The organism is Streptomyces caelestis (genome assembly GCF_014205255.1).
In the GTDB taxonomy this organism is placed as follows: domain Bacteria; phylum Actinomycetota; class Actinomycetes; order Streptomycetales; family Streptomycetaceae; genus Streptomyces; species Streptomyces caelestis.
Window position 1 is genome coordinate 8,393,171 of sequence record NZ_JACHNE010000001.1, and the last position, 22,779, is coordinate 8,415,949.

Sequence of the window (22,779 nt, forward strand, 5' to 3'; positions counted from 1 at the left end):
CGGCGGTGCCCTGTCAGTCCGGTGGCGTCGCCCGCGCGATGAGCAGCGCCACGTCATCGAAGTTGTCCGGCTCGTGCAGGGTGCGCAGCAGCAGGTCGCAGACCTCCTCCAGCGGGCGGTCGGGCCCTTCGAGCAGGGACAGCAGTGTGGCGAGCCGGTCGTCGAGCGAGTCGCGCCGGGTCTCGACGAGACCGTCGGTGTAGAACACCAGCCGGTCGCCCGGCTCCAGGTCGACGGTCGTCGTGGAGAAGGCGACACCGCCGACGCCGAGCGGCACCCCGGTCGGCAGGTCGAGCAGCTCGGGAGGCAGGCCGGCCCGGACGCGCACCGGCGGTAGATGCCCGGCGTTGGCGATCCGGCACTGTCGCAGCCGCGGGTCGTGAACGGCGTAGACGCAGGTGGCGATGGCCTGTTCCAGACCTGCGGTGATCTTGTCGAGGTGTTCCAGGAGCAGGGCCGGATCGAGGTCCAGGGAGGCCAGCGTGTTGGTCGCCGTACGTAGCCGCCCCATGGCCGCCGCCGCGGGAATGCCGCTGCCCATCACGTCACCCACGACGAGCGCGGTCTTGCCGCCGTCCAGGCCGATCACGTCGAACCAGTCGCCGCCCACCTCGCTCGTGGCCCCGGCCGGCTGGTAGCGGGAGGCGACCTCCAGCCCGCCCGTCACGGGCGGATGGCTGGGCAGAAGGCTGCGCTGGAGGGTGAGCGCGGTGTCGCGGGCGCTCTGGTACCAGCGGGCGTTGTCGATCTGCACGGCGGCCCGCGCGGCCAGCTCGCGCGCCAGCAGCAGGTCGTCCTCGGTGAACGGCAGCGGATTGCGGGTGCGTTTGAGGTCCAGGGCGCCCAGCACCTCGCCCCGCGCGATCAGCGGCACCGCCAGATACGAGTGCACCCCGGCCCGGCCCAGCAGCTCGGCCGCCTCCGGGGACCGGGCGATGCGTGGCAGGTCCTCGTCCCTGACCTCCGGCAGCATCACGGCACTGGCCGTGCGCACACACTCGGTGACGAGCCGGTCGGGCGCGTACCGGGCCACCTGCCCGGGTGGGTCGGCCGCCTCCAGCGCCTCCGCGGAGTCGTACCCCTGGACCGCCAGCGCACGGATCACGGCCGCCTCGGCCGGGCCGAGGCTGGTGCGCCGGCCCTGCGCCACCGCGTCCAGCAGGTCGACGGCCGCGATGTCGGCGAGTTCCGGCACGGCCACGTCGGCGAGCTCACGGGCCGTGCGGTCCAGGTCCAGCGAGGTGCCGATGCGGGCGGAGGCGTCGGCGATCGTCGCCAGACGGCGCCGCGCGGCCTCGGCCTCGATGCCCGCGCGGTACTGCTCGGTGACGTCGACGATCGAGACGGCCACGCCCAGCACGGTCCCGAAGGCGTTCTCCAGCCGGTACAGCGAGATCGACCAGGCGTGGTCCTGGTGCGGGTCGGCCGGGGTACGGCCGATCGTGGACTGGTCGACGACCGGTTGTCCGGTCTCCAGGACCCGGCGCGCCGCGGCCTCCAGCGCCTCGACGTCCATCCGCGGTACCACCTCGCGGACCGTCCGGCCCAGGTGCTCCTCGGCCGGCACGCCGTTGAGCTCCTCCAGCGCCGGGTTGACCGAGACGTACCGCAGATCGGTGTCCAGCACGGCCAGCCCGATCGGGGACTGGGCGATCATCCGCGTCGACAGCGCCACCTCGCGCTCCAGCCGGTGCACGGTCGACTGGTCGGCGCACAGACCGAGCGCGTAGACCTCCCCCTGGTCGTCCAGCAGCCGCATGTTGCGGAACTCCACGAGCCGCGTGGTGCCGTCCTTGCGGCGGACGGGGAAGGCCCCGGCCCAGCTCTGGCCGGTGCCCATGACGTCCGCGAACAGCTTGACCACGAGGTCGAGGTGCTGTTCGTGGACCATGATCCGGGCGGCGTACTGCCCCAGCGCCTCCCGCGCCTCGTACCCGAACAGCTCCTCGGCCTGGGGGCTCCACAGCACGATGCGGCCCTCGGCGTCCAGAACGACGGAGGCCACGCGCAGGACGTCGAGCAGCCCGCTCGGCCGTGCCGGCGCCCGCATCGGCTCGTCGCCCTCGGCCATGGGAGTCCCGGCTGCACTCATCCCACGCCCGCCTTCGCCGATCTCGCGGCACGCCGTCAGGGTGCCGACACCCCATGTTCCACCGCGCGGAGCCGTCGATCCGAGGCCCCTTCCGTCATCTTCCACCTTCTCCCAACCCGGAGCCGCCCGCTCCGCAAACCCGCCATCACGGCAGGGGCACGGCCGGTAGTGCTCGGCGGAAGGTGGTGCTTTGCTGGGGTAGGGGCGGATATGCCACGAGAGGAGCGATCACGATGGACCGTGAGCAACCGCATCCCCACTCCGTCTCGGTGGAGATCAGCGGGTGCAGCAAGCAGGACGCCCGGATCGTGTTCGACACGCTGTGCGCCTGCTTCGAGTCCGACCGGTGTGCCGACGACGTACCGGAGGATCTGCACGAGACCCGCCCGACCGTGTGGCTCGGCACGTTCGACGTCGCCGACACGCACGAGGGCGCGCGACCGGCCCGGCTGTCGTCCTCCGTCGACGCCGACCTGCACGGCGGTTACTGGGCGATCGAGCAGTTCCGCATGAGGCTGGATTCGCTGTTCGCCGTGCGGGACCTCAGCGCGGCCTCCGGCGACCAGGAGAAGGAACTGCACGTGCGCCTCGAAAGCCGGTGATCGTCCCTCCCGGTTCGGTGGCCGTCGCTCATGGGCCGGTGATCGCCCCTCATGGGCCGGTGGCCGTCCCCGGCGAGCTGGTGGCCGCCCGCCACGGGCCGGTGGCCGTCCCTCACGCCCCCAGCAGGCCGAGGACGGCCCGCCGGTAGACGGCGTGCACCACGGGCAGGTCCGCGAGGTGCACACGTTCGTCCACGCCGTGGAGTCCCTCGTACGGCAGCCCGAAGCCGGCCGTGGCCGGAATGCCCTCGGCCGCCAGCAGATTGCCGATGTTCGACGGGCCCGCCGTCTTGGCCCGTACCCGCAGCCCCTCGCCCGCCGCGGCGCCCAGCAGCGCGGCGGCGGGCTGCTCGTCCTCGGCCAGCCGGTAGGGCGGCCAGGCCGCGACCGCCCTGACCTCGGTCGGCCTCGGAGCGGGCGACCGTTCGTCCAGCTCGCTCACCGCGGTCCGGACCAGGGCCTCGGCCGCTCGGGCGCCGAAGCCGGGTGTCGTACGGATGTCGGCGCCGACCTCGCACAGGTCCGGCACGACGGAGAACCCCTCGCCGCCGTGGCAGAAGGTCACCGTCAGCTTCGGCGGCAGTGGGAACTCCCCGCTCGCGCCGGGCAGCGGGGCCTCGTCCAGCAGCCGTACGAGATGCGCCGCACGCGACACCGCACCGACCGTCGCCCGGCGCGATCCGGAGTGCCCTGACGTCGCGTGCACGGCGATCCTGGCCCGCCACAGCCCGCGCCCGCCGACCACGACCTCCTCCAGCCCCGGGTAGCCGATCATCACCCCGGCCGGGCGGGCCGCCTCGGGGTCGGCGAGATACGCCCGGGCACCCCCGAAGCCGCCCGTGTGCTCGTCGGCGTCCAGTAGCACCGCGAGTCCGCCGCGCAGCTCACCGGCCCGGCCGTGCAGCTCGGCCGCGATGTGGCAGAACAGGGCCGCGGCGAGTTTCGAGTCGGCCGCGCCCCTGCCCCGCAGCCGGCCGTCGACGACGTCCCCGGCGTCGGGCGGGAAGGACCAGGCCGACTCGTCGCCGTACGGCGCGGTGTCCACGCAGGCGTCCAGCGCCCACCAGGGCCCGGGCCGGCCGCCCGCGATCTCCACCAGCAGCGCGACCGGGCGGCGGGCGTCGTCGTGGAGACGCCGGTGCGGCAGTCCGTGGCCGGCGAGCCAGTCCTCCAGGACGGCCAGGACGGGCTCGTGGTCGTCGACGCCGGCGCGGCTCGGGCGGCGAATGAGCTCGCCGGCGAGCTCCACCACGGAGGAGAGGTCAAGATCCCTGGTCATGGACCTACTGTGCCCTCCATCACCTTGTGCAACTAGTTGCATAAAAGGTCCGCAGTCCTCTACAACTACAGACACGACACCGCGCACGGAGGGCCCGATGAGCCGTTACCCGCACCTGCTGACCCCCCTCGACCTGGGCTTCACGACCCTGCCCAACCGGGTCCTCATGGGCTCCATGCACGTCGGTCTGGAGGAGGCCGAGGGCGGTTTCGCCCGCATGGCCGCCTTCTACGCCGCCCGCGCCCGCGGGGGAGTGGGCCTGATCGTCACCGGCGGTATCGCGCCCAACGACGAGGGACGCCCGTACGAGGGCGGCGCGAAGCTCACCACCGAGGCGGAGGCCGAGCAGCACCGGGTCATCACCGACGCCGTGCACCGCGAGGGCGGACGGATCGCGATGCAGATCCTGCACTTCGGCCGGTACGCCTACCACCGGGACCTGGTCGCGCCCAGCCCGCTGCAGGCGCCCATCAGCCCCTTCCCGCCCCGCGAGCTCACCGACGCCGACATCGAGCGGACGATCGACGACTACGCGCGCGCCGCCCGCCTGGCCCGGCGCGCCGGCTACGACGGCGTCGAGATCATGGGCTCCGAGGGCTACCTCATCAACGAGTTCATCGCGTCGCAGACCAACCAGCGCACCGACCGCTGGGGCGGCTCGTACGAGAACCGCACGCGCTTCCCCCTGGAGATCGTGCGCCGGGTGCGCGAGGCGGTCGGCGAGGACTTCATCGTCGTCTACCGGCTCTCCATGCTCGACCTCGTCCCGGGCGGCTCGACGCTCGACGAGGTGGTCACGCTCGCCAAGGCCGTCGAGGCTGCCGGCGCGACGATCATCAACACCGGCATCGGCTGGCACGAGGCCCGCATCCCCACCATCGCGACCTCCGTGCCGCGCGGCGCGTACACGTGGGTCACCAAGCGGCTCATGGGCGAGGTGTCCGTCCCGCTCGTCACCACCAACCGCATCAACACCCCCGAACTCGCCGAGGAGTTGCTCGCCGAGGGCGTGGCCGACATGGTGTCGATGGCCCGCCCGATGCTCGCCGACCCGGACTTCGTCACCAAGGCCGCGGCCGGCCGCCCCGAGGCGATCAACACCTGCATCGGCTGCAACCAGGCCTGCCTCGACCACACCTTCAGCGGCCTGATCACCTCCTGCCTGGTCAACCCGCGCGCCTGCCACGAGACCGAGCTGGTGCTCTCCCCGACCCGGCTGCGCAAGCGCGTCGCGGTCGTCGGCGCCGGCCCGGCGGGGCTGGCGTGCGCGCTCTCGGCCGCCGAACGCGGGCACGACGTGACGCTGTTCGACGCGGCGAGCGAGATCGGCGGCCAGCTCAACGTCGCCCGCAAGGTCCCCGGCAAGCAGGAGTTCGACGAGACGCTCCGCTACTTCCGCACCCAGCTCGACTGGCACGGCGTCGACATACGGCTGAACACCCCCGTCACGGCCGGCGACGTCGACGATTTCGACGAGGTCGTCGTCGCCACCGGCGTCACCCCGCGCACCCCCGGCATCCCCGGCGTCGACCACCCGAGCGTCCTCGGCTACCTCGACGTCCTGCGTGACGGCGCACCCGTCGGCGACCGGGTCGCGATCCTCGGCGCGGGCGGCATCGGCTTCGACGTCGCCGAGTACCTCACGGACAGCGGCGACAAGGCGCACGAGAACCCCCAGACGTACTTCCGCCAGTGGGGCGTCGACCTGGACTACCGCGCCCCCGGCGGCCTCGCCGCGCCCGAGCGGCCCGCCCCGCCGCGCACCGTCCACCTGCTCCAGCGCAAGACCTCCAAGGTCGGCGCCGGCCTCGGCAAGACCACCGGCTGGATCCACCGCACGGAACTCAAGCACCGCGGCGTCACCATGGTCCCGGGCGTCCGCTACGACCGGATCGACGACGCCGGACTGCACATCACGATCGACGGTGAGAGCACCGTGCTGGAGGTCGACACGATCGTGCTGTGCACCGGCCAGGAGCCGCGCCGCGGCCTGTACGACGAACTGATCGCGGCCGGGCGCAGCGCCCACCTCATCGGCGGCGCCGACGTGGCCGCGGAACTGGACGCCAAGCGCGCCATCAAGCAGGGCACCGAGCTGGCGGCCGCCCTGTAGTGCCATACGCGTCCCTAGGATGAGGCCATGTCACTCCCGCACGCGATCCTCACCGCCCTGCTCGAGAAGCCGTCGTCCGGGCTGGAGCTGACCCGCCGGTTCGACCGGTCGATCGGGTACTTCTGGTCGGCGACGCACCAGCAGATCTATCGCGAGCTGGGAAAGCTGGAGAACGACGGCCTGATCCGGGCCCTGCCCGCCGAACAGCCGACGCGCGGGCAGAAGAAGAGCTACGAGGTCCTTCCGGCGGGCCGCGCCGAACTGGCCCGCTGGACGGCCGCTTCCCAGGACCCCAAGCCGCACCGCGACGCGCTGCTGCTGCGGCTGAGGGCGGCGGCCGTGGTCGGCACGGCGGGCCTGGAGGCCGATCTGCGGCGCCACCTGGAGCTGCACGAGCGGCAGCTGGCGGAGTACCAGGAGATCGAAAGGCGCGACTTCCCGCCCGGCCGGGACGGCGCCGAGGACCGGCTGCGGCATCTGGTGCTCCAGGCCGGCATCGACCTGGAGACGTTCTGGACCCAGTGGCTCAGGCGCGCCCTGGCGGACGTCGCCGAACTCCCGGACGGCGAGCAGACCCGCCCGGCCTGACCGGGACGTGACGGCGGCCCGCCCGACCGGAGCGCTTCGGGAGGGCGGGCCGCCATGCGTACCGGATCAGAGCCGGTACGGCCTGTTGCGCCGGCGCAGGTACCAGGCCGTCGCGAGGAGGCCGGTCCCGGCCAGCGCGCCGCCCGCCACGAGCGTGACGGTTCCGTAGTCCGTCGCGCTCCCGCCGACCCCGCCCATGACACCGCGGGACGGCGAGACCGAGGGGGACGGCGACCTGGTGGGGGAGGCAGTGGGGGAGACGACGACGGACTGCGTGCCCGCTGTGGTGCCGTCCGAGCAGATGACGATGACGGTGTACGTCCCCGAGGTGACGTTCGACCAGGCAGCGGCCTGACTGGTCGACGTTCCCGACAGGGTCACCTGACGCCCCTGGGCGAAGCTGCCCTGACTGCTGGTGAGAAGCGAGGCGGTGCCCCAGCTGCCGTTGATCTGGGTGCACGCGCTGGTCGTGACCGAAACCGTGGAACCCGTGGTCCTCACGGAGATGCCCGGATCCGCAACTGCGGGCACCGCGGCCAGGGCGATGGGCAGCGCGGCGGCGGCTGCCACGGTCAGACCGGAGCGGAGAACTGGCGATGAGTTGCGCATATGGACTGCCCTCCGGCGGCACGGTTGGCGGTACATCCCTAGCGCCGCCGAGGGTCGGGGAACGCCCGTGCTGCCTCGGGGTCAGCCAAAGGGCCACCGGCCCCGTCCGCACCCCGGGTGCCGCCGTGCAGGTGACGGGTTCCTTCGGGCGGACCATGCCCAGGAGCGCGTCAGCGCCCCGGACCCGTCGTCACCGTCCGCTCCGCCGAGAAGCCACCCCAAGTGCCGTCCGGCAGCATCGCCCGGAGCCGGACCCGGTGGCTGACACCGGCGTCCCGTCCCACGTAGAAGCTGTACGTGGCCCGGTCGCGCGGCGCGTCCCCGCCGTACACCAGAGACGTGGCGGGCCGGCCGTCCAGGTAAATCCGGTACTCGGTGAGCTCACCGTCCACGCGCGGCGGCACCCAGCTCAGGTCGACGTAGTACGCCCCGTCCACGCGGTGGCTCGTCGCCCGGAAGCCGGTGGGGGCCGTCGCACGGCCGTCGTCCGTGCCCGGCGTGGTGACAGGGACGGCGGAAGCGGCGGGGGAGACGTTCCCGGCCGCGTCCCTGGCCCGGACGGTGAACGAGTAGGCCGTGCCGGGCCGCAGCCCCGTGACCACGGCGGCCGTCTGGGACCCGCTCACGCTGTGGATCTTCGCTTCGCCCTGATGGATGTCGTACGACGCCACGCCCCGGTCGTCCGTCGAGGCGGACCAGGACAGCTGGACCGCCCGGCTGCCCACCGCCCGGCCGCGCGGCGCCGACGGGCGGGCCGGTGCGGAGTGGTCGTCCGCGACGGCCGCGGGTGTCCTCGCCCGGACTTCCCGGCTGCGCGGTCCCAGCCGCCCCTCGGCGTCCCGCGCCCGCACGGTGAAGGCATACAGGGCGGAGGGCCGGAGCCCGGTGACGTCCACCATGTGCTTCGAGCCGGGCACTTCCCCGACCTTCGTGGTGTCGCGATACACCTCGTAGACATCGGCCCTGGCGGTCGTGTTCCACATGACGTGCACGCTCGTCGCCGTGCCCGCGGTCGCGGTGACGCCTGTCGGCGCGCCGGGCGGAGAGCCGCCGTCCCCTTCGCCCGTGCCGGTCCAGCCGCAGGAGGCGACCGGGACGAGAGCCGCGCAGAGCGCGAGGCGGCGGAAGCAGGAGGGGAGAGAGGAAACGCCTCGCACGACACGGCCTCCCGGGGCGGCACTCGGGAATGGTCCGGACCAATATGGCGCGGCTGGCGCGATCACATCAAGAGGGCGGGCGCAGGGAGCCCTCCGTGCGGGCATCACCTACCGCCGTTCGTGACCACCCGGGAGAGTTACGTATGCTGAAGTTCCTCACGGCCGAACTCCTGGCGGACACCAGGGAGTTCGGGCCTGTCGCGCGGACCGCTGTCGTCGCAGATCCCGCGCCGGCACGGGTGGCCGGGCAGGCCTGGGTTCTTACGTGGACTCAGGCCCCCGGTCCCTGTCGGAGGTTGGTGCCGTGCACCGTCCGGCCCCTCAGCGGTGGCCGGTGATCGTTTCCGGGGACAGATTGGGCTGAGTGCCCGTCAGGTTCCCCACGAGAGGCTCCTCCATCGTGCGTGTCCAGTCGCTCACACTGGCCGCGGCCAGCGCCGCCCTGCTCGCTCCGACGACACCGCCCGCCGCCCCGCCCCAGGTGGCGTGGCGTGGCGCCCTGCTCGCTCCGACGACGCCGCCCGCTGCCTCGCCTCGGGTGGCGGGGCGTGGCGCCCTGCTTGCTCCGACGACGCCGCCCGCTGCCTCGCCTCGGGTGGCGTGGCGCGGTGTCCTGCTCGCTCCGGCGAGACCGCCCGCTGCCTCGCCTCGGGTGGCGTGGCGTGGTGCCCTGCTCGCTCCGGCGGCACCGCCCGCTGCCTCGCCTCGGGTGGCGTGGCGCGGTGTCCTGCTCGCTCCGGCGAGACCGCCCGCTGCCTCGCCTCGGGTGGCGTGGCGTGGTGCCCTGCTCGCCCCGGCGAGACCGCCCGCTGCCTCGCCTCGGGTGGCGGGGCGTGGTGCCCTGCTTGCTCCGGCGGCACCGCCCGCTGCCTCGCCTCGGGTGGCGGGGCGTGGTGCCCTGCTCGCTCCGGCGGCACCGCCCGCTGCCTCGCCTCGGGTGGCGGGGCGTGGTGCCCTGCTCGCTCCGGCGGCACCGCCCGCTGCCTCGCCTCGGGTGGCGGGGCGTGGTGCCCTGCTCGCCCCGCCGGCACCGCCCGCCGCCCCGCCTCGGGCTACGTGGCGCGAGAACCCCGTCAGCGCCGCCGACCTGCTGGCCAAGGTGCGGGACTGTACTCCGGTCTCCCGCGGCCGTTACCGCAGCGACAACGGCACACCCGCGCACATCCCGGTCTGCGGCACCCGTGAAGCCGTCTTCTGGAAGGCCGACATGGACATCGACTGCGACGGCCGCCCCGGACCCCGCTGCAACCGCCGCACGGACCCGTATTTTTCCGACAGCACGGCCTACGCACAGTCAGACGGCCGCCCCCTGAGCCCCGAACGCCTCCCCTTCATCGTCGTGCCCGCCCCCAGCCGTATCTGGGACTACCGGGAGCACGGCGTGGGCGGCGGGTCCGTCGCGGCCGTCGTCTTCCGCGACCGTGTGCAGTACGCGGTCGTCGGTGACACGGGCCCGCAGGACATCATCGGAGAGGCGTCCTACGCGACCGCCAAGGCTCTCGGTATCCGCGCCGACCCGCAGGGCGGCGGCACCCCGTCCGGCGTCACCTACATCGTCTTCAAGGACGCCCGTGTGTCACCCATCGAGGACCACGCGGCGGCCGTGACGGCGGGGGAGCGGCTGGCGAGGCGATTCGTCGGCGCACGCTGAGCGATTGACGGAGCATCAGGAAAAGCGTCGGGGAACCTCTGCCGCCCGGTCGCCGACGGCCGGGCCGGGAACGCCACTGTCCGGCGCGCCCGGCCCGGTCTCACACCTTCCGGTAGGTGTACGCCTCCGCGGCCGCCGACTCCACCGCCGCCAGATCGGCCCCGGTGGCCGCCGTGACGACCGCGGCCACGGCTCCCTCCACGAACGGGGCGTCCACCAGCCGGGTCTGCTCGGGGAGTTCGTCGCCCTCCGCCAGCAGTGCCTTCACGGTGAGCACCGCGCTGCCCAGATCGGTCAGGACGGCGACGCCGGCACCGCGGTCGACGGACGCGGCCGCCGCGGCGATCAGTTCGGCACTCGTGCCGAGCCCGCCGCCCTCGGTGCCGCCCGCCGGGGCGACGGGCACCGCCGGGCCACCGCCCGCGAGCCCTTTCGCCAGCGCGGCGACCGACGCGGCCACCTCCGCGCTGTGCGACACCAGCACGATCCCCACGAGCCGCTCGTCACTCACCTGCTGCCTCCGCGAGTCCGGCGACGAGCAGCGCCGCCGACGTGGCACCCGGATCCTGGTGCCCGATGCTGCGCTCGCCCAGATAGCTCGCCCGGCCCTTGCGCGCCTGCAAGGGCGTCGTCGCCACGGCGCCCTCCTCGGCGGCGGTCCGGGCCGCCGCGAACGAGTCGCCCAGCGCGTCCACCGCGGGCACCAGCGCGTCGATCATGGTCTTGTCGCCCGGCGCGGCACCGCCCAGCGTCATGACCGCTTCCACCCCGGCCCGCAGCGCCTCGGCCAGCTGCTCCGCGCTGACCTCGGCGGCATCCCCGAGCGCCTTGCCGGTACGGCGCAGCAGCGTCCCGTACAGCGGGCCCGAGGCACCGCCGACCGTCGAGATCAGCTGGCGCCCGGCGAGCGTCAGGATCCCGCCGGGCGTGCCGGGAGCCTCCTTCTCCAGGGTCGCCGTCACGGCCGTGAAACCACGCTGGAGGTTGCTGCCGTGGTCGGCGTCCCCGATGGGGGAGTCGAGGGCGGTGAGCCGTTCCGCCTCACGGTTCACGGACGCGGCGGTCACCGTCATCCAACGGCGGAAGAAATCGGCGTCGAGCACTGGATCTCCTTGCCTGGTAGGTATGTGGTGATCCTCTACCCCTTCCGCGTCACACGCCCCAGCGCAGACCGGGCGTCTTCACCGGCGCGTCCCACAGCCGCAGCAGCTCCTCGTCGACCTGGCACAGGGTGACGGAGGCGCCCGCCATGTCCAGGGAGGTGACGTAGTTGCCCACGAGGACGCGGGCGACGGGGACGCCGCGGGCGGCGAGCACCCGGTGCACCTCGGCGTTGAAGCCGTACAGTTCGAGCAGGGGCGTCGCCCCCATGCCGTTGACGAGGACCAGCACGGGATTGCGCGGCCTCAGGTCTTCCACCACCGCCTCGACGGCGACCTCGGCGATCTCGCCGGACGTCATCATCGCTCGCCGCTCCCGGCCGGGTTCGCCGTGGATGCCGATGCCCAACTCCAGTTCTCCGGGCGGCAGATCGAAGGTGGGGCTGCCCTTGGCCGGTGTGCTGCACGCGCTCAGCGCGACACCGAAACTGCGGGAGTTCTCGTTGACCTGCCGGGCGATGGCCTCGACCCGCTCCAGCGGCATGCCCTCGTCGGCGGCGGCGCCCGCGATCTTCTCCACGAACAGGGTCGCGCCGGTACCGCGCCGCCCCGCCGTGTAAAGGCTGTCGGTCACCGCCACGTCATCGTTGACCAGCACCTTCGCGATCTGGATGCCCTCGTCCTCGGCCAGTTCGGCGGCCATGTCGAAGTTGAGCACGTCACCGGTGTAGTTCTTCACGATGAAGAGCACCCCGGCCCCGCTGTCCACGGCGGCGGCCGCGCGCAGCATCTGGTCGGGCACCGGGGAGGTGAACACCTCGCCCGGACAGGCCGCCGACAGCATGCCGGGCCCCACGAACCCCCCGTGCAGCGGCTCGTGCCCCGAGCCACCGCCCGAGACCAGCCCCACTTTCCCGGCCACGGGAGCGTCCCGCCGTACGATCACCCGGTTCTCCACGTCCACGGTCAGATCCGGGTGGGCCGCCGCCAGACCACGCAGCGCGTCCGCGACCACGGTCTCCGGGACGTTGATCAGCATCTTCACGGGTACCTCCTGGTGAGACTGGAACGTGCGCCTCTGGCCTTCATCCTCGCAGGCTGCCTCAGGCTTGACCAGTTGTCGATCTTGGCGTTTCACGGCCGTCGACAGCGGGTCGCGGCGGACTGATGCCGACTCGACGCCGACTTGATGACGGGCCGTCACGTGCGGGCGGTGGTCACCTGCAGGAAGAGGCCCTGAGGTTCTTCAGGGGCCCTCGCGATGTCTCCGGGGTAGTGATCTCCTTAATATGGGTAAAAGCCACGCAAAAGGCACTTAGGCGCCCGTAATGACCAGAAGGTGCACGTCATGGATCCATGGCTGATCTGGTTGATCATCGCAGCCGTATTGGCGGTGGCGGAGATCCTCACCCTGACCGCTGCGCTCGGGATGCTGAGTGCGGCCGCGTTGGTCACGGCGGGTTCCGCCGCGGTCGGACTGCCACTGCCTTTCCAGTTCCTGGTCTTCACCGCCGTCGCTACCGTCACCTTGCTGTTCGTGCGCCCCGTCGCGCTGCGCCACATGCTCCCTTCCCAGACGGCACGGTTCGGCGTGGACGCCCTGGTCGGCAAGGGCGCCTATGTCGTCTCGGAAGTGACGGGCATGGGCGGCAGGGTCCGTATCGACGGTGAGGAGTGGACGGCCCGCGCCTTCGACGAGACGCTGGTGATTCCTGCTGGAAAGACCGTCGACGTCATAGAGATCAGCGGCGCCACCGCGATCGTCTACCCACGGGACTGAGAACCATGGAAACCTCGGCGTTCCTGATTGTCGGCCTGATCCTCGCGCTGTTCGCGGTTTTCACCGTGGTGCGGGCGGTCCGTATCGTTCCCCAGGCCCGGGCCCGTAACGTCGAGCGGCTCGGCCGCTACCACCGGACCCTGAACCCCGGCCTCAATCTCGTCATCCCGTACATCGACCGGGTCCATCCGGTGATCGACCTACGGGAACAGGTCGTCTCCTTCAAGCCGCAGCCGGTCATCACCGAGGACAATCTGGTCGTCGAGATCGACACCGTCCTTTATTTCCAGGTCACCGATCCGCGAGCGGCTTTCTACGAGATCGCGAGCTTTCTCCAGGCGGTCGAGCAGTTGACGGTCACCACGCTGCGCAATGTCGTGGGATCCATGGACCTGGAGAAGACCCTCACCTCGCGCGACACGATCAACAGCCAGCTCCGTGGCGTCCTGGACGAGGCCACCGGCAAGTGGGGGCTCAGGGTCAACCGCGTGGAGATCAAGGCCATCGACCCCCCGCAGTCCATCAAGGACGCGATGCAGAAGCAGATGCGAGCCGAGCGGGACAAGCGAGCCGCGATCCTCGGGGCCGAAGGGCAGCGCCAGTCACAGATACTCACCGCCGAAGGCGACAAGCAGGCCGCCGTCCTGCGCGCGGAGGGCAACCGTACCGCCGCGATCCTCCAGGCCGAGGGCCAGTCCCGGGCCATCGACGAGGTGTTCCAGGCCGTGCACCGCAACGACCCCGACCCCAAGCTGCTCGCCTGGCAGTACCTCCAGACGCTGCCCCAGCTGGCGCAGGGCTCGGGCAGCACCTTCTGGGTGATCCCCAGTGAGGTCACCTCCGCACTCCAGGGTGTGTCCCGCGCCTTCAGCGAGGCACTGCCCCCGTCACCGGCCACGCGCGAGAAACCCACGGACGACATGGCTGCCCAGGCCGCCGACGACACGGCGCAGGCGGCACAAGCCGCCGCCGCGGCCCTCGCGGACGCGGCCAAGGCCGATCGCGCCGCCCCCGGACCTCTCCCGTCCCGGCCCCCTGGCTGACAGCGGTCGGGGTCAGGGAGTCACGACATGCTGCTCTCCGCACCGATCATGTCGGTGACGGCCCGTATGCCGCCTTCGGCGAGGGCGGCGCGCTGCCTGTCCGCTCCGGTCCCGTTCTGCAGAAGCCGGTGGACCAGGGCCGTCACCTGCCGGGTCGCGCCGGACGCGTCGAGCGCCGGAGCGACGTGCCGCAGGAGCTGGTACAGCACGTCTCCGGCCCGGCGCGGCCGGCCGCTCGGGCAGATCAAGGTGTCGCTCAGACCGTGCCGGGCGGCATGCCACAGGGCGACCTGGAGAAGCTCAGGCGCGCAGTCGGGCACCGGTGCCCCGGCGGCCGTTTCCGTGAGGGCGGTGTCCACGAGAGCGTGAGTCATGCCCGCGAGCATGACCGCGTCGTCAGCGCGCAGTTGAACGTCCAGGCACCGCACCTCGACGGTGGGGTACCGGGCCGACAGACGGGCCTGCCAGTACAACTGCCCGCTGTCCGAGATCACACCGGTCTCCAGCAGTTGCGTCACCCGCCGGTCGTAGTCGGCCACGTCACGGAAGAACGGCGGCGCGCCGCTGACCGGCCAGCGGCCGAAGATCACGGTGCGCCAGCTGGCGAAGCCGGTGTCGTGACCGTCCCAGAGCGGAGAGTTCGCCGACATGGCCGTCAGCGTCGGCAGCCAGACCCGGAGCCGGTTCAGGACCTGTACGCCCGTCTCCCGGCTGGGCACGGCCACGTGCACGTGCATGCCGTTGACCAGCTGCTCCGCCACCAGCTGGGGCGCCTGCGTGAGCATGGCCCGGTAACGGGCCTGGTCGGTGACGGCCACCGGGTGACGATGGCGCAGCGGGGGCGTCCCGCAGGCCGCGATCCGGCAGCCGTGCGTTTCCGCCGCCGCCCCGATGGCGTGCCGCAGCCGCAGCAGATGTCCCCCTGCCTCCTCCAGCGTGCCGCACACCGGCGTGGCCACCTCGACCTGCGCCTGCAGCAGCTCGCACTGCACCTCCTGGTCGGCCACGAGATGCGCCAGACCCGCCGACGCACGCACCTTGTCGGCCAGGGGTACCGGCAGCCCGGTAACCGGGTCGAGGAGCAGGTACTCCTCTTCCACACCGATCGTCGTCATCGGTCACCCTCTGTTCTGCCCCGTCACCGGGGCCGGATCGCGCGGCGCCGGCCGGACGCTGTCGTCCGGCCGCTCACGCGTGCCCCGAGTGCCGCGGCCACGGCAGGACAAACCATGGCAAAAAGCGATTATGCGGCGACTCGGAGATGCCGGGTACTCGTTTCGTTCGGCGGCGGAGGCGGGCAGGAGGCGCCCGGCTCGGGCAGACGTGAGGAGGTACGGGATGGGACTGCGCAATCACGTGGTGGTGGTGACCGGAGCGTCCAGCGGGATCGGACGGGCCACGGCCGAGGCGTTCGCGCGCAAGGGCTGCGCCGTGGTGCTGGCCGCGCGACGCGAGGAGGCGCTGGAGGCGACGGCCCACGCGTGCGCGAAGCACCGCGGGGCACGGACACTGGTCGTGCCGACCGACACGACGGACGTCCAGGCGGTCGAGGACCTGGCGCGGCGTGCCGTGGAGGGGTTCGGCCGGATCGACGTCTGGGTCAACAACGCGGCCGTCAACGCCTTCGGCCGTTTCGAGGACGTGCCGCTGGAGGACTTCCGCAGGGTCCTGGACGTCAATGTCATGGGCTACGTGCACGGGGCCCGGGCGGCTTTGAAGGTGATGCGGGAGCAGGGCACGGGGACGTTGATCAACATCGCGTCCATCGTGGGTGCGGTGGCGCAGCCGTACAGCCACCCGTACGGCATGTCCAAGCACGCCGTACGCGGGCTCGGCTCCAGCCTTCGGCAACAGCTCCGGGTGGAGGGTGTGAAGGGCATCGAGGTGTGCACGGTGCTGCCCGCGACCATCGACACGCCGCACTTCCAGCAGGCGGCCAACTACACGGGGCGCAAGGTGGTGGCCATGCCGCCCGTCTACAGTCCCGAGCGGGTCGCCCGGACAGTCGTGCGACTCGCCCGCCGGCCGCGTCGGGAAGTCGTGGTCGGCCCCGCGGGCCGCGCTCTGGTGCGCCAGTCCCGGATGGCACCCGGACTCGCGGAGCGGGCCATGGCACGGCAGACGGACAAGACCCATCTGTTCCACGACGAGCAGGCTCCGGCCACGCACGGAGCGCTGCACGTACCGGCCGAGGGTGAGGGGTCGGTGCACGGCGGCTGGGGCGGGCGGCGGCGCACCGCGCTGCGCAGGACGGCCGTCGCCGCCGCACTGGCGGGAGCGGCCGTGGCCGCCGGGCGGCGGATGCATCACGGCCCGGCGGGCGCCTGACGGGCAGCGCGCGGCCACCGGGCACGGGTCACGTGCCCGTACCCGGTGGCCGCGTGGGGGTGCGCCCCGGGTCGCCCGTCCTCAGCCGACTTCCCGTCCCGGGCGGGCCCCGGTCGTCCTCATGACGACGTCCTCGCCATGCCGTCCGCCCGGGCCCCGTGTGCAGGTGCCGGAGCATGGACGTTCTCGATGACGAACCCGCTGCGTACCCGTGCCGGAACGCGGGTCAGCGGGATGCGCAGGTCCTGTTCGGGCACGTCGTACTCCAGCCGGGCCAGCCGCGGCCCGATGGCCCGCAGCAGGGCGACCGTGACGTCCTCGCCGGGGCAGCGGTGCCCGGCGGTGCGGTCGCCGCCGCCCTGGGGGATCAGCTCGTCGCGCGCGGGCGGCCGGTCGAGGAAGCGCTGCGGTTCGAAGGTGTACGGATCGTCCCAGAGGGCGGGGTCGTGGTTCTGCCCGTAGAGGTCGAGCAGGACCATCGTGCCGGCGGGAATCGGTTCTCCCCGCCACTCCAGATCGGCGACGGCCTGGCCGCCGACGAAGGGAGCGAAGGGGTAGAAGCGCCGCAGCTCGTGGGCGAACGCCACGGCGTAGGCGGAGTCGTCCTCGCCCAGGCGTTCCCGCAGGCCGGGCCGCAGGCGCAGCGCGTGACCGGTGTAGGCGACGAACCAGGACACCGCGACGGTCGGGCGGATCACATTGAGCAGTTCGACCGCGGCGGTGTGCGCGTCGAGGAGCCGGCCGTCGGCGTCCCGGTGCCGGGCCACCACGTCCAGTGCCGACTCGGGCCGCGCGGTGACGGACTCCGCCCGTACGTCCTCGACCAGACGTCCCAGCCACGCCTCGCTGCGGGCCCGGGCGCGGCGGGCCCGCCAGTGGCGCGGCCCCGGCGTGGCGAAACCGTCGACCATGGCGATCAGGTCCCGCGCGACCCCATCGGCGTCGTCCAGGGGGATTCCGACCCACCGGCACACGCCCCGGGTGAGCACGCGGCTCGTTTCGTCGAAGAGCACGACCCGGCGGCCGGACCACGACTTCACAGCCTCGTCCCACACCGCGGTGACGTGGTCCACCAGCCCGGCGACCGCCTCGGCACCGGTGAGCAGGGAGAGGAACATCCCCTTGCGCACGCGGTGGTCCTGCCCGTCCAGGGTGTGCACGGCTCCGTGTCCGAACAGCGTGCTCAGCACCGGGCCGGGCAACGCCGTCCGGCGCTCCACATGCCGCTCGTCGTAGAAGAACCGCACCGCCTCGGGGCCGTACAGAGCGACGGCGTGCTGTCCCATCAGCCGGGCGCGCACGAGCGGAGCGGTGGTGCGGCGCCTCCGGTCGGGCAGCCACGTGTACCCCTTGGTCAGGAGGGCGAGAGAGCTGTCGATGATCGGTGTACGACGACTCTGGTTCATGGCGCGGCGAGTGCCCGGCGGCCCCGGCGGGAAACGCCGGCGCTCGTCCGGCCGGTATCCCACGCCGGACGACGACGAGGAACTGCCGCTCTGCCCCGCTACGGCTGTGCGGCGATCACGGCCGTGGGTTCGTGCGCTGCCACCGGGGACGTGCGTCCTGACCACGGCGCCCGGCGACCGAGGCACAGCGCGGGCACTGGCGCCGTACCCGGTCCGCCGCACCGCCGGACTCCGGGAAGGTGTCCGGCCAGGTCACGTGCGGGAAGCGGACCAGCCGGGAGCGGCTGAGGGACAGTCCGCAGACGGTCTGGTTCAGCCCCGGCTCCCAGGCGTGCACCTCGCCGGACGGCAGGCGGCGCCGGCCCTCCTCCTCGTCGGTCCACTGTCCGGACGCTGCGACGGCGTACTGCTTGACGCGAGCCATGGCGTGGCATCCCGGATCAGCCGGCCGCGTGGTCGACGCGCAGCCGCACCTGCTCCTCCAGGCGCTGAAGGCTGGTGTCCAGGGCGTCGCGGACCATCGTCTCGCCGGGGTCGTGGCGCTCGTCGAAGAACGACAGGTGCACCGTCACCTCACTGGCTCCGCCGCTGATGCCGGCGACCTGGAGCCAGCCCGCGTAGCTGCCCTGGTCGCGGGTGCCCCATTCGAGCCGCATCTGGTCGCGCCGGGCACGCAGCAGGGCGGAGGTGTCCTCGTCGGTGCGGTCCTCGTGCACGGTGACCGCGGGCAGCTCCTCGGCCTCGACATGCAGGGCCTCCGGCAGCCAGGTGTCCAACTGGCCGATGTTCGCGGCCTGGTCGAAGACCTGCTCGGGCTGTGCGGGCATCGTGCGGGAACGTTCGTACTCGGTCATCGCGGCACCGGCCTCGCTTCGGGTTCGTTCAGCGCACCGCGTTCCCGGCCTGCCCGGCCGTAACCCTCCGGGCTCCGTTTGCCGTCGATGCTGGTGGGGACCCGGCCGAGCATGAACGCAACGCCACGCCGTCGGCCGGCGGGGGAGAACCGGGACCCGGGGCTGGACGACGTGCTGCCGGCCTCCGACGGCTGGAACCGCCACCAGGACGGGGGCAAGCATGAGAGGAACGACCGGGATCTCGTCGCGCAGGGGAGTGGAACACGACCAGGTGCCGCCCATGAACACCTCAACAGTGACTGACAGCCGCCTCGCCCGGCGGCTGCACAGGCTCCTCGACCGCACCCGGCGGAACTACGCGGCGGGGCACGACCGGCCGCTGGGCGGCTATCTCGCGGCCATGGCGGGCTTCGCGGCGTACACGGCGGCCTGGACCACGGCGGTACGGCGCCTCGGGCGCCCGCTGCCCGAGCGGCCCGAGCCGTGGGACGTCGCACTGACCTCGGTGGCCACGTTCCGGCTCAGCCGACTGCTGAGCAAGGCATCGGTGACCAGCCCGCTGCGCGCCCCCTTCACGAGGTACGTCGGCCCGCAAGGCCCCGCCGAACTGCACGAGGAGGCGCGGCCCGAGCCCGGCAGGCACACCGCCGGCGAGCTCGCGACCTGCCCGTTCTGCATGAGCGTCTGGGTGGCCACGACCCTGACCGCCGGCCAGCTGCTCTGGCCCCGCCCGACCCGCACCGCCATGGGCACGCTCGCGGCCCTGGCCGGGGCGGACGCGCTGCAACTGGCGTACAGCGCGCTGGTGACAACGACGGAGAAGACGTCAGACGAACAGATGTGACGGCGTGAGCCGACACGACCGGCCAGTCCGGGTGCAGTGGGACTGGCCGGTCCTGCTGTGACTGGCCGGTCCCGCTGTGCTCACGGGCCCCGGCGAGCACTCCCTCCGCCATGCCGAGAGGATGTATCCCTGAAGGGAGACGCCCGACCGGCGACACCAGGGCAGTCAGTCAGGGGCGACAGAACGTGCTCCTCCGCGGCCCGCGAGCTCAGCACGTCGTCGGCGGCGGTCGGTACGGCGTCGAACTCCGCGCGTCCGCCGGCCGCGAGCCGTTGCCCGAAAGGGTCGGCGTCGCCGTCGATCACCACACCCGGAAGGGCGGGATCGACCACGACGGCGACCGGTTCGCCGGTGTCGGCCCGCACCGCCCGCACGGCGAGACGGTCGGCGACCCGGCTGAGCGCTACGCCGACAGGGGCACGGTTCGGGGGCACACTGGAAGGGTGCTGCCGGTGCTCACGAGGGGGTGTCGGGCGATGGCAATGTCAGAGCGTGTGACCCTGCGGTGGTGGCGATGGCGGCGCAACGCGCTCAAGCGGCGTATCGACGTCGTCGAAGCCTGGGTCGTGCTCGCCGGCTGGGTGTTCGCCCTGCTCGGTGGTCTGGGCGCCGGCCTGATGGCGGCGGACGCGGTCGAGCGGGCCGTCGAACGGCAGCGGACCGAGACCCGTCGGGTCCCGGCGGTCGCCGTCGAGGACGCGCCGGGCCCGTCACCGGCCCGCGCGGCGAGCGATCACCGGGTGTGGGCCAAGGTGCGGTGGACCGCGCCGGACGGCTCCACGCACACGGACGAGGCGCGGGTGCCACCCAGGACTCCCGCCGGGAACACGATCCCCGTCTGGGTGAACAGGAACGGTGACATCACGGCCCCACCGGTGTCCGCGGGCGAGGCCTGGCTGCACACGACCCTGGGCGGCGGGCTCGCGGGAGCCCTCGCGGGCGGGGTGGTACTGGGCGCCACCTGGCTGACACGGCTGTCCCTGGATCGCCGGCGCATGGCCCAGTGGGACGCGGAGTGGGAGCGGATCGATACACGACGGGGCTGGAAGACGAGCTGACCACCTCCCCCGGCCGGCCTTCGCATGGGGGCAGGGGAGTGCGGCCGCGCCCCGCTGGCCGGGGCTTTCGTGCACCGGGCTGCGCATGGTGGGCAGGGGGGTGTGCGGCGTGTGCCGCTGCCTGGGGGCTTTCGTACGCCGGGCTGCGCATGGTGGGCAGGGGGTGTGCGGCGGTGTGCCGCCGGCGGTGGGGTTTCCGTGGGCCGGGCTTCCGCGTGCCGGGCAGTGCCGGCGCCGCCGGCCGGGTCTGCCCGGTGCCGGGCTGGGGTACGGCGGGCAGGGGAGCGCGGCGGGTGAGCCGCTGGTCCGGGGCATTCGCATGCCGGTTCGCGCAGGGAGAGCAGGGTTTGTGCGGTGCCGCGGCGGTGGGACTGCCGCGTGCCGCCGGAGGAGCACCGGCCGGTGATGCCGTACCGGCTGTGGTCGGTCCGTCAGGTGCGGCCGACGGTGTCCTGGTCGTCGACGGTCTCGTGGGTGCTTGGCGGAACAGGTGCCGTCGCGCCCCGGGACGTGGTGCTTCTCCGGCGCAGTCGCCCGGTCAGGGCGGTGGCCACGGGCTCGGTATAGCGGGCGGTCAGGGGGCCGAGAAGGACCAGGATGAGCACGTACGCCGTGGCCAGGGGGCCGAGGGAGGGTTCGATGCCGGCCGTGACGGCGAGGCCGGCGATGACGATGGAGAACTCGCCGCGGGCCACGAGCGTGCCGCCGGCGCGCCAGCGGCCCTTGGGTCCGATCCCGGCGCGGCGCGCGGCCCAGTAGCCGGTGGCGATCTTCGTCGCAGTGGTGACGGCCGCCAGGGCGAGGGCCGGCAGCAGCACGGGCGGGATGCTGGCGGGGTCGGTGTGCAGGCCGAAGAAGACGAAGAACACCGCGGCGAACAGGTCCCGCAGCGGCGCGAGCAGGCTCGTCGCGCCCTCGGCGACCTCGCCGGACAGCGCGATGCCCACCAGGAAGGCACCCACGGCCGCGGACACCTGGAGCTGCTGCGCGAGCCCGGCGACCACCAGGGTCACGCCGAGCACCACCAGCAGCAGCTTCTCGGGGTCGTCGCTGGAGACGAAGCGAGAGACATGGCGGCCGTAGCGCACCGCGAGGACGAGTACGAGTGTGGCCACGCCCAGGGCGATGGCCAGCGTGACGGCGCCCGCGGCCAAGCCCACCCCGGCCAGCAGGGCGGTGACGATCGGCAGGTAGACCGCCATGGAGAGGTCCTCGAGGACCAGGATGCTCAGGATGGCCGGCGTCTCCCGGTTGCCGAGCCGCCCCAGCTCGCCCAGGACCTTGGCGATGACGCCGGAGGAGGAGACCCAGGTGACACCGGCCAGCACGACGGCGGCGACCGGACCCCAGCCGAGCAGCAGGGCGAGCACCGCACCGGGCAGGGCGTTGAGGGCGGCGTCGACGACGCCGGCCGGGTAGTGGGTCTTGAGGTTGGAGACGAGGTCGGTGGCCGTGTACTCCAGGCCCAGCATGAGCAGCAGCAGGATGACGCCGATCTCGGCGCCGATGGCGACGAAGTCCTCGCTGGCGACCAGCGGCAGCAGCCCGCCCTCGCCGAAGGCGAGCCCGGCCAGCAGGTAGAGCGGGATCGGCGAGAAGCTGAAGCGCCCGGCGAGGCGGCCGAGCAGCCCGAGCCCGAGGATGAGGCAGCCGAACTCGATCAGGAAGACCGCGGAGGAGTGCATGACGGGTCACTCCCGCCCGAGTATCACGGCGGCCGCCTCCACGCCCTCGCGGGTCCCGATGACGATGAGCGTGTCACCGCCGGCGAGCCGGAAGTCCGGCGCGGGGGAGGGTATCGCCTCGGCCCGGCGCAGCACCGCCACGATGGACGCGCCGGTGTCGGTGCGGATCCGGGACTCGCCCAGCAGCCGGCCGTTCCAGTGCGAGGAGCCGGACAGTTCGATCCGCTCGGCGACGAGCCCCAGGTCGGTCGTGGACAGCAGGTTCGGCGTGTGGTGCGCGGGCATCAGCGCGTCGATGAGCGTCGCGGCCTCCTCCGCCGTCAGACGCACCGACAGGTCGCAGGCGTCCGGGTCGTCCCTGCGGTAGGCGCTGATGGTCCGGTGTCCGTCGCGGTGGGCGACGACGGACAGCCGGTGGCTGTCCCGGGCCGTCAGGTCGTAGCGGACACCGATGCCCGGCAACGGCGTACTGCTGAGGCGCGGCGCGCTCATGTCTGTCCCCCTTCCGTCGGCGTGTGTGCTCCTGAGAATCGCCTGCGGGGGCCGCGCCCGGACGAGCGCCCAGATCCGGCCTGTGAGGTCATCCTAGG

The 22,779-nt window shown here is 72.8% G+C and carries 22 protein-coding genes; 9 read left to right on the forward strand and 13 right to left on the reverse strand.

The features are described from left to right. Positions 1-13 precede the first annotated feature (13 nt). On the reverse strand, positions 14-2,092 hold the full coding sequence (locus tag HDA41_RS38005; RefSeq protein WP_184992218.1) for a SpoIIE family protein phosphatase: 2,079 nt from the start codon (positions 2,090-2,092) through the stop codon (positions 14-16). Between the two features lie 233 nt (positions 2,093-2,325). Between HDA41_RS38005 and HDA41_RS38010 the strand changes: the two genes are divergently transcribed. Continuing rightward, positions 2,326-2,694 (forward strand): hypothetical protein, encoded by a 369-nt coding sequence (locus tag HDA41_RS38010; RefSeq protein ID WP_184992220.1) that lies wholly within the window; start codon positions 2,326-2,328, stop codon positions 2,692-2,694. A 112-nt stretch (positions 2,695-2,806) separates the two neighbouring features. Here the strand turns inward: HDA41_RS38010 and HDA41_RS38015 are convergent, their stop codons facing one another. After that, positions 2,807-3,973, reverse strand: coding sequence for a M20 family metallopeptidase (locus tag HDA41_RS38015; RefSeq protein WP_184992222.1), 1,167 nt, complete (start codon positions 3,971-3,973; stop codon positions 2,807-2,809). 97 nt (positions 3,974-4,070) lie between these two features. On the opposite strand from HDA41_RS38015, the gene HDA41_RS38020 reads away from it, so the two are divergent. Together HDA41_RS38020 and HDA41_RS38025 are read left to right on the forward strand one after the other, a co-directional pair. Continuing rightward, complete coding sequence (locus HDA41_RS38020; protein ID WP_184992224.1) at positions 4,071-6,086, forward strand: FAD-dependent oxidoreductase; 2,016 nt, start codon at positions 4,071-4,073, stop codon at positions 6,084-6,086. Positions 6,087-6,113: 27 nt separating this feature from the next. Next, positions 6,114-6,674, forward strand: coding sequence for a PadR family transcriptional regulator (locus HDA41_RS38025; protein WP_184992226.1), 561 nt, complete (start codon positions 6,114-6,116; stop codon positions 6,672-6,674). Between the two features lie 66 nt (positions 6,675-6,740). Here the strand turns inward: HDA41_RS38025 and HDA41_RS38030 are convergent, their stop codons facing one another. Together HDA41_RS38030 and HDA41_RS38035 are read right to left on the reverse strand one after the other, a co-directional pair. Continuing rightward, positions 6,741-7,283 carry a hypothetical protein gene (locus HDA41_RS38030; protein ID WP_184992228.1) on the reverse strand — a complete coding sequence of 181 codons (543 nt, stop codon included), beginning with the start codon at positions 7,281-7,283 and terminating at the stop codon, positions 6,741-6,743. 170 nt (positions 7,284-7,453) lie between these two features. After that, complete coding sequence (locus HDA41_RS38035; RefSeq protein ID WP_230299709.1) at positions 7,454-8,440, reverse strand: fibronectin type III domain-containing protein; 987 nt, start codon at positions 8,438-8,440, stop codon at positions 7,454-7,456. Positions 8,441-9,377: 937 nt separating this feature from the next. On the opposite strand from HDA41_RS38035, the gene HDA41_RS38040 reads away from it, so the two are divergent. After that, positions 9,378-10,091: a glycoside hydrolase family 75 protein gene (locus HDA41_RS38040; protein WP_184992232.1), complete on the forward strand. Its 714-nt coding sequence runs from the start codon at positions 9,378-9,380 to the stop codon at positions 10,089-10,091. Positions 10,092-10,191: 100 nt separating this feature from the next. Here the strand turns inward: HDA41_RS38040 and HDA41_RS38045 are convergent, their stop codons facing one another. From HDA41_RS38045 to dhaK, 3 genes are read right to left on the reverse strand one after another with little or no spacing between them, the layout of a single operon-like run. Continuing rightward, positions 10,192-10,602: a PTS sugar transporter subunit IIA domain-containing protein gene (locus tag HDA41_RS38045; protein ID WP_184992234.1), complete on the reverse strand. Its 411-nt coding sequence runs from the start codon at positions 10,600-10,602 to the stop codon at positions 10,192-10,194. Continuing rightward, positions 10,595-11,194, reverse strand: coding sequence for a dihydroxyacetone kinase subunit DhaL (dhaL, locus tag HDA41_RS38050; RefSeq protein ID WP_184992236.1), 600 nt, complete (start codon positions 11,192-11,194; stop codon positions 10,595-10,597). Before dhaL ends, HDA41_RS38045 begins: the two co-directional genes overlap by 8 nt. A gap of 49 nt (positions 11,195-11,243) precedes the next feature. Next, positions 11,244-12,236 (reverse strand): dihydroxyacetone kinase subunit DhaK, encoded by a 993-nt coding sequence (gene dhaK, locus HDA41_RS38055; RefSeq protein ID WP_184992238.1) that lies wholly within the window; start codon positions 12,234-12,236, stop codon positions 11,244-11,246. A gap of 303 nt (positions 12,237-12,539) precedes the next feature. On the opposite strand from dhaK, the gene HDA41_RS38060 reads away from it, so the two are divergent. Then, positions 12,540-12,971, forward strand: coding sequence for an NfeD family protein (locus tag HDA41_RS38060; protein ID WP_184992240.1), 432 nt, complete (start codon positions 12,540-12,542; stop codon positions 12,969-12,971). Positions 12,972-12,976: 5 nt separating this feature from the next. Then, the gene (locus tag HDA41_RS38065) at positions 12,977-14,014 is read left to right on the forward strand and encodes an SPFH domain-containing protein (RefSeq protein ID WP_184992242.1); all 1,038 of its coding nucleotides are present in this window, start codon (positions 12,977-12,979) and stop codon (positions 14,012-14,014) included. A gap of 20 nt (positions 14,015-14,034) precedes the next feature. Here HDA41_RS38065 and HDA41_RS38070 read toward each other — a convergent pair whose 3' ends face one another. Continuing rightward, positions 14,035-15,129 (reverse strand): carboxylate-amine ligase, encoded by a 1,095-nt coding sequence (locus HDA41_RS38070; protein WP_184992244.1) that lies wholly within the window; start codon positions 15,127-15,129, stop codon positions 14,035-14,037. 223 nt (positions 15,130-15,352) lie between these two features. Here HDA41_RS38070 and HDA41_RS38075 point away from each other — a divergent pair, with 223 nt between their 5' ends. Then, complete coding sequence (locus HDA41_RS38075; RefSeq protein WP_184992246.1) at positions 15,353-16,342, forward strand: SDR family oxidoreductase; 990 nt, start codon at positions 15,353-15,355, stop codon at positions 16,340-16,342. Between the two features lie 119 nt (positions 16,343-16,461). Here the strand turns inward: HDA41_RS38075 and HDA41_RS38080 are convergent, their stop codons facing one another. The 3 genes from HDA41_RS38080 to HDA41_RS38090 all read right to left on the reverse strand — a co-directional run bounded on the left by HDA41_RS38080 (position 16,462) and on the right by HDA41_RS38090 (position 18,602). Continuing rightward, entirely contained in the window at positions 16,462-17,748 is a 1,287-nt protein-coding gene (locus tag HDA41_RS38080; RefSeq protein ID WP_184992248.1) for a cytochrome P450, read from the reverse strand. 115 nt (positions 17,749-17,863) lie between these two features. Then, complete coding sequence (locus tag HDA41_RS38085; RefSeq protein WP_059419924.1) at positions 17,864-18,172, reverse strand: hypothetical protein; 309 nt, start codon at positions 18,170-18,172, stop codon at positions 17,864-17,866. A 16-nt stretch (positions 18,173-18,188) separates the two neighbouring features. Then, the gene (locus HDA41_RS38090) at positions 18,189-18,602 is read right to left on the reverse strand and encodes an SRPBCC family protein (RefSeq protein WP_184992250.1); all 414 of its coding nucleotides are present in this window, start codon (positions 18,600-18,602) and stop codon (positions 18,189-18,191) included. Between the two features lie 280 nt (positions 18,603-18,882). On the opposite strand from HDA41_RS38090, the gene HDA41_RS38095 reads away from it, so the two are divergent. Beyond that, entirely contained in the window at positions 18,883-19,446 is a 564-nt protein-coding gene (locus HDA41_RS38095) for a DUF1360 domain-containing protein (protein ID WP_184992252.1), read from the forward strand. Positions 19,447-19,922: 476 nt separating this feature from the next. Continuing rightward, positions 19,923-20,504, forward strand: coding sequence for an Rv1733c family protein (locus HDA41_RS38100; RefSeq protein WP_184992254.1), 582 nt, complete (start codon positions 19,923-19,925; stop codon positions 20,502-20,504). 431 nt (positions 20,505-20,935) lie between these two features. On the opposite strand, the gene HDA41_RS38105 is transcribed toward HDA41_RS38100, so the two are convergent. Both HDA41_RS38105 and HDA41_RS38110 read right to left on the reverse strand, forming a co-directional pair. Further along, complete coding sequence (locus HDA41_RS38105; RefSeq protein ID WP_184992256.1) at positions 20,936-22,189, reverse strand: cation:proton antiporter; 1,254 nt, start codon at positions 22,187-22,189, stop codon at positions 20,936-20,938. A gap of 6 nt (positions 22,190-22,195) precedes the next feature. After that, positions 22,196-22,681, reverse strand: a complete 486-nt coding sequence (locus HDA41_RS38110; protein WP_184992258.1) for a cation:proton antiporter regulatory subunit — start codon at positions 22,679-22,681, stop codon at positions 22,196-22,198. Positions 22,682-22,779 lie beyond the last annotated feature (98 nt).